8 protein-coding genes are annotated in these 5,904 nt (G+C 68.5%); 3 read left to right on the top strand and 5 right to left on the bottom strand.

Going from position 1 to position 5,904, the window contains the following annotated elements:
- A partial coding sequence (locus FNH08_RS42620; RefSeq protein ID WP_194238820.1) for a chorismate-binding protein occupies positions 1-923 on the bottom strand: 923 nt, incomplete at its 3' end.
- 138 nt (positions 924-1,061) lie between these two features.
- Entirely contained in the window at positions 1,062-1,124 is a 63-nt protein-coding gene (locus FNH08_RS54240; protein ID WP_152776879.1) for a trp operon leader peptide, read from the bottom strand.
- Between the two features lie 117 nt (positions 1,125-1,241).
- Between FNH08_RS54240 and FNH08_RS42610 the strand changes: the two genes are divergently transcribed.
- Both FNH08_RS42610 and FNH08_RS52680 read left to right on the top strand, forming a co-directional pair.
- Positions 1,242-2,594, top strand: coding sequence for a class II 3-deoxy-7-phosphoheptulonate synthase (locus FNH08_RS42610; protein ID WP_322726359.1), 1,353 nt, complete (start codon positions 1,242-1,244; stop codon positions 2,592-2,594).
- A 149-nt stretch (positions 2,595-2,743) separates the two neighbouring features.
- Positions 2,744-2,995 carry a (2Fe-2S)-binding protein gene (locus FNH08_RS52680; RefSeq protein ID WP_322726358.1) on the top strand — a complete coding sequence of 84 codons (252 nt, stop codon included), beginning with the start codon at positions 2,744-2,746 and terminating at the stop codon, positions 2,993-2,995.
- Positions 2,996-3,022: 27 nt separating this feature from the next.
- On the opposite strand, the gene bfr is transcribed toward FNH08_RS52680, so the two are convergent.
- A complete protein-coding gene (gene bfr / locus FNH08_RS42600; protein ID WP_152776875.1) occupies positions 3,023-3,502 on the bottom strand; it encodes a bacterioferritin in 480 nt (159 codons plus the stop codon).
- 175 nt (positions 3,503-3,677) lie between these two features.
- On the opposite strand from bfr, the gene FNH08_RS42595 reads away from it, so the two are divergent.
- Positions 3,678-4,304 carry a sulfite oxidase-like oxidoreductase gene (locus FNH08_RS42595; RefSeq protein ID WP_152776874.1) on the top strand — a complete coding sequence of 209 codons (627 nt, stop codon included), beginning with the start codon at positions 3,678-3,680 and terminating at the stop codon, positions 4,302-4,304.
- 38 nt (positions 4,305-4,342) lie between these two features.
- Here the strand turns inward: FNH08_RS42595 and FNH08_RS42590 are convergent, their stop codons facing one another.
- Positions 4,343-4,852: a DUF4396 domain-containing protein gene (locus tag FNH08_RS42590; protein WP_152776873.1), complete on the bottom strand. Its 510-nt coding sequence runs from the start codon at positions 4,850-4,852 to the stop codon at positions 4,343-4,345.
- Between the two features lie 78 nt (positions 4,853-4,930).
- Positions 4,931-5,803, bottom strand: coding sequence for a deoxyribonuclease IV (locus FNH08_RS42585; protein ID WP_322726357.1), 873 nt, complete (start codon positions 5,801-5,803; stop codon positions 4,931-4,933).
- Between the last annotated feature and the right edge of the window lie 101 nt (positions 5,804-5,904).

Raw genomic sequence — 5,904 nt, 5'->3', positions numbered from 1 at the left:
GCCCCGTCCCGCCCGAGGGGCTCATACCGTTCGATGACCCGGCACGCGTTCTGCACGGGCGACCCCGTCACGGTCGCCGCGAACATCGTCTCCCGCAGCACGTCCCGTACGTCCAGGGACGACCGCCCTCGCAACTCGTACTCGGTGTGGGCGAGATGGGCCATCTCCTTCAGCCGCGGCCCGATCACCACCCCGCCCATGTCGCCGACCGTGCACATCATCTTGAGCTCCTCGTCGACGACCATCGAGAGCTCCTCGATCTCCTTGCCGTCGGCGAGGAAGTCCAGCAGGTTCTCCGGCGTCGGCCCCTCGGCCGGGTAGCGGTACGTCCCACTGATCGGGTTCATGACGACGGTCCCGCCGGACATGCGGACGTGCACCTCCGGGCTCGCCCCCACCAGCGTGCGCTCACCGGTGTGCACCACGAACGTCCAGTACGCGCCCCGCTCACCCTCCAGCAGCCGCCGGAAGAGGGCCAGGGCGTCGGCACGCCCGAATCCCGGGATCTCACCCTCGTACGTCCGCCGGATCACGAAGTTCGCGCCCTCGCCCCGCCCGATCTCCTCGCGCAACACCCGCCCGACGATCCCGGCGTACTCCTCGTCCGCCACGTCGAAGCCGCCGCCCTCGACCCGTACGTCGTGCGTGGGCAGCCCGTCCAGAACGTCGGCGAGCGGGATCTCGTACCGCTCCTCGGGCGTCAGCACCGCCAGCGGCGTGCCGTCGTCGCGGACGTCGAAGCCGCGCTCGCGGATCTGGCGGAAGGGGATCAGGGCCAGGCCCTCGTCGGGGAGGTCGGCCAGCCGCTCGTACGGGGAGACCGGGCCGACCAGGAGTTCCACCGTGGTGTCGTCGTGGCCCGGTGTGCCGCGGCGCAGCAGGGCGAAGGGGCGGGGATCGTCCAGCAGATCGAGCAGGTTCATGGGTCCGATTCCTTCTCTCCGGAGCTCAGTGCTCGGCGCTCTGTGCTCAGTGGATCAGCGGGAGAGGAACGACCTGGTCGCGAAAACGCCGAAGGCCGCCCCTCGGGCGGCCTTCGCGAAGTTGTTGCGTACGCGCAGTCAGTGGGCCGCCGGGTGAGCGGTCCACCACCAGTTCTGGTTCTGGGTCGGATGCGCGAACATGCGCCGCACCCTACCCCATGCCGTACACGGCCGGGGCGACGCCGCGATCGAGCGGGGTTCGTCTCACTTGATGGGCATGGGGATGGACCCCGGACACGACCCCGTAATGTTGACGTCGTGACCGTGAACGCTAAGTCCAGCGCGAGCGCTGGCAACACCTGGCGAGACCTGCCCGCGGCGCAGCAGCCCGAGTACCCCGACACCGAGGCTCTGCGCGCAGTGATCGCGGACCTCGAGTCGTATCCGCCGCTCGTCTTCGCGGGCGAGTGCGACCAGCTGCGCGCCCGGCTGGGAGCCGTCGCCAAGGGCGAGGCGTTCCTGCTCCAGGGCGGCGACTGCGCCGAGGCCTTCGACGCGGTGTCCGCCGACCAGATCCGCAACAAGCTCAAGACGCTGCTCCAGATGGGCGCCGTCCTCACATATGCGGCCTCCGTGCCGGTCGTGAAGGTCGGCCGGATCGCGGGGCAGTACTCCAAGCCGCGCTCCAAGCCGACCGAGACCCGCGACGGCGTGACGCTCCCGACCTACCGGGGCGACTCCGTCAACGGCTTCGACTTCACCGAGGCCTCCCGCGTCCCGGACCCCGAGCGCCTGAAGCGGATGTACCACGCGTCCGCCTCCACGCTCAACCTGGTGCGCGCCTTCACCACCGGCGGCTACGCCGACCTGCGCCAGGTGCACGCCTGGAACCAGGACTTCGTGAAGTCGTCCCCGTCCGGGCAGCGCTACGAGCAGCTGGCGCGCGAGATCGACAACGCGCTGAACTTCATGCACGCCTGCGGGGCCGACCCGGAGGAGTTCAAGACCGTCGAGTTCTTCTCCTCGCACGAGGCTCTGCTGCTCGACTACGAGTCCGCGCTGACCAGGGTCGACTCGCGTACGGGCCACCTGTACGACGTGTCGGCGCACATGGTGTGGATCGGTGAGCGCACCCGGCAGCTGGACCACGCGCACATCGAGTTCGCCTCGAAGATCCGCAACCCGATCGGGATCAAGCTCGGCCCGACCACGACGGCCGAGGAGGCGCTGCAGTACATCGAGCGCCTCGACCCCGAGCGTGAGCCGGGCCGGCTGACGTTCGTCGTCCGCATGGGCGCCGACAAGGTGCGTGACAAGCTGCCCGAGCTGGTCGAGAAGGTCACCGCCTCGGGCGCCACCGTGGCCTGGGTGACCGACCCGATGCACGGCAACACCTTCGAGGCGGCCTCCGGCCACAAGACCCGCCGTTTCGACGACGTGCTCGACGAGGTCAAGGGCTTCTTCGAGGTCCACAAGGGCCTCGGCACCCACCCGGGCGGCATCCACGTGGAGCTGACCGGTGACGACGTCACCGAGTGCGTGGGCGGCGGCGACGAGATCTTCGTCGACGACCTGCACCAGCGCTACGAGACGGCCTGCGACCCCCGGCTCAACCGCAGCCAGTCGCTCGACCTGGCGTTCCTCGTCGCCGAGATGTACAGGGACCAGTAAGAGGTTCGCCTGTTACAGGGGCGTGTAGTGGGGCGCGGATCACATACGATCCGCGCCCCTTCCACTTTTGCGGCTCTGAGGCGACGGGTAAGGTTAGGTTAGCCTCACCGATCAAGCGGGACGGCGACCAGGACCCATCCCAGCGGGAGGTGAACCGCGTGTACGTCTGCAGTTGCTTCGGGGTCACCGAGCAGCAGGTCAAGCAGCACGTGGACAAAGGCGCCTGCACCCCCCGCCAGATAGCGTCCGCCTGCAAGGCGGGTACCGACTGCGGTTCGTGCGTACGCCGGATCCAGGCGATCCTCGGCCGAGGGGCGTGCCCGCGCCGGGACCTGGCCGACGAGGGCCGGCCGGTGCTGTCGGAGCTCGACGGGTTCGACGGGCTCGAGGAAGCCGCCTAGCCGCCTGGCGTCCAGCGGCCTGGCTGTCTAGCTCTCCGGCTGCTCGATCAGCTGCGCGATGTAGAGCGCCTCGCCGAGCTTCTCCACCAGCTCCAGCTGGGTGTCGAGGTAGTCGATGTGGTGCTCCTCGTCGGCGAGGATCGACTCGAAGATGTTCGCGGACGTGATGTCGCCCTTGTTGCGCATCACCTCGATGCCGCGCTTGAGGCGGTCGATCGCCTCCACCTCGATCTGCCGGTCGGCCTGGAACATCTCGGTGACCGTCTGTCCGACCCGCACGTGGAACAGTCGCTGGTAGTTCGGCAGGCCCTCCAGGAAGAGGATCCGGTCGGTGAGTACCTCCGCGTGCTTCATCTCGTCGAACGACTCGGCGCGCGTGTACTTCGCGAGCTTGGTCCAGCCGAAGTTCTCCTGCATCTTCGCGTGCAGGAAGTACTGGTTGATCGCGGTGAGCTCGGCGGTCAGCTGCTCGTTGAGGAATTCGATGACCTCGGGGTCGCCCTGCATCGCAGAGGCTCCTTCCAGGCGGGGGGACTGGCGGGTTCCGCCGCATGATTCCACTGCCCGTCAAGGCCCGTCCAGTAAGTGCACGCTTAGTAAGTAAGGGCATGCTTAGTCCATTTTGTCCGAGTCGAGGCGGGGTGGGTCATCTCCACCGTTCGGGGTCTGTCAGGATGGAGTCATGGGTCAGCCGGTGGAACGCGAATCTGGAGAGCAGCCGCAGCTTCCGCCGGGGCAGCGACTCCAGCGCGGCTGGCCGGTGACCCACTACGGCCCCGTTCCCAAGTTCCGCTCCGAGCGCTGGGACTTCCGGGTCTTCGGTGCCACCGCCGACAGCGAGAAGCACTCCTGGACGCACGAGGAGTTCACGGCCCTGCCCTACGCCACGGTCGTGGCCGATCTGCACTGCGTCACGAAGTACAGCATGCTGGGCGCCGAATGGGGTGGCATTCCGGCCCGTACGATCCTGGACATCGCGCCGCCCGCGCCCGGCGTCACCCATGTCATGGTGTGGGCGGAGTACGGCTACAGCTCGAACCTCCGGCTCGATGACTTCGCCTCCGAGCGCACGATCTTCGCCACCCACAAGGACGGTGAGCTGCTCACCGCGGAACACGGCTTTCCGCTGCGGCTCGTGGTGCCCCACCTGTACGCCTGGAAGGGGCCCAAGTGGGTCCGTGGCGTGGAGTACATGACCGCCGACCGGCGCGGCTTCTGGGAGGAGCGCGGGTACCACAACGTCGGCGATCCCTGGCGGGAGCAGCGCTACTCGTACCAGGAAGAGCCCGGGGACGGCCCCGGGCTCTGATTCCTGCGTTCCGCTTGCTGGCCCTCTTCTTCGCGGGGTCAGTGGTGGTACTGGTGCACCACCGCGTGGCCCCTGCCGCGGCCGATCATCCACTTGTTGACCGGTGTGGTCACCAGGAACGCGACGGCGAAGGCCAGGGCGAGTGCGCCCCAGAAGAGGGCGTCCGCGAGGTGGGCGTCCATCGCGCCCGGGACCAGCAGGATCACGCCGTTGTCGACCAGCTCCATCACGGCGATCGAGACCGTGTCCGCGGCGAGCGCGACACCGATCGCGGCCTTCAGGGGCAGGCCCGCCTTCGTGACGGCGTACAGCGTGAACGAGTAGCCGAAGACGAAGGCCAGGACGATCGCGAGGATCATCGTCGGCACGTTGTGCCAGGCGAACGCGGTGCCGATCACCATGCCGAGGATCTCGCCGATGGCGCAGCCGGTGAGGCAGTGGAGGGTGGCCTTGGCGGCGGTGCCCCACGTGGTGGTGCCGGAAGCGTGCGCGTGTTCCGCGTGTGCGTGTTCCTCGTGGGTGTGGTGCGCGTGCGTGCCGTGCTCCATCGGTGGCCCCCAATGTCGAGTGACGGTTCCTGTCGTCGCACAGGAACCGTATACCCCCTAGGGGTATTCCTCAATGTGTCACGCGTTCTCCCGGAGCTTCTTCAGCCGCTCCACGTCCGTCGCGTGGCCCTCCTTGCCGCCGGGTGTCTCGATGATCAGCGGGACACCCTCGGTGGCGGGGTGGGTCATGAGCGCCCGGAACGGGTCCTCGCCGATGTGGCCTGAGCCGATGTTCTCGTGGCGGTCCTTGTGGGCGCCGACGACGTCCTTGGAGTCGTTGGCGTGGATCAACTTGAGCCGGCCCTCGCCGACGGTGTCCACCAGCAGGTCGAGGGTCTGGTGCATTCCGGTGGGCCCGGTCAGGTCGTGGCCCGCGGCGAAGACATGGCAGGTGTCCAGGCAGACGCCCAGCCGCGGGTGGGCGTCGAGCGCCTCGAAGTACGGCGCGAAGTCCCAGGTGCGTGAGCAGAGCGAGGCGCCCTGGCCGGCGGTGGACTCCAGCAGGAGGTACGGGTCGTCGTCGTGGGTCAGCTCGTCGAGCAGTGGCAGCATGTGCTCGCGCACCTGCTTGAGCGCCACGGAGCGCTCCCGGCCGCCGGTAGCGCTCCCGGTGTGGACGACCACGCCCAGGGCGCCGATCTCGCGGCCTCTGCGGAGTGAGTGGCGCAGCGACTCCACCGACTTCTCGACCGTGGCCTCGGTGTGGGAGCCGAAGTTGATCAGGTAGGGAGCGTGCACGTACACGGGGATCGACTCGGCGTCACACGTCTCGCGGAACGCCTCGTCCTGCCGCGGGTTCCCCGGCGGGGTCGCCCACCCTCGGGGGTTCGCCACGAACACCTGCACGGTCTCTGCCTTGAGGTCGTGCGCGTAGGTGAGTCCGACGGAGTGCAGCCCACCGGCCACGGGGACATGGCTGCCAACGGGATTGCGAAGGTACTTGCTGGTCACCCTCTCAGGGTGTCACGACGGTTCGCGGGCGCTGCCGTCGGCCGATTTCCTCGCCCCCGCCGCCCCTACCCGTCCCATCCCTGGGGGCTGCGCCCCCAGAC

The sequence above is a fragment of the Streptomyces spongiae genome (assembly GCF_009377185.1).
Lineage (GTDB): Bacteria > Actinomycetota > Actinomycetes > Streptomycetales > Streptomycetaceae > Streptomyces > Streptomyces spongiae.
Note: the sequence above shows the minus strand (reverse complement) of the source record. Positions and strands in the feature narration are given on the sequence as shown.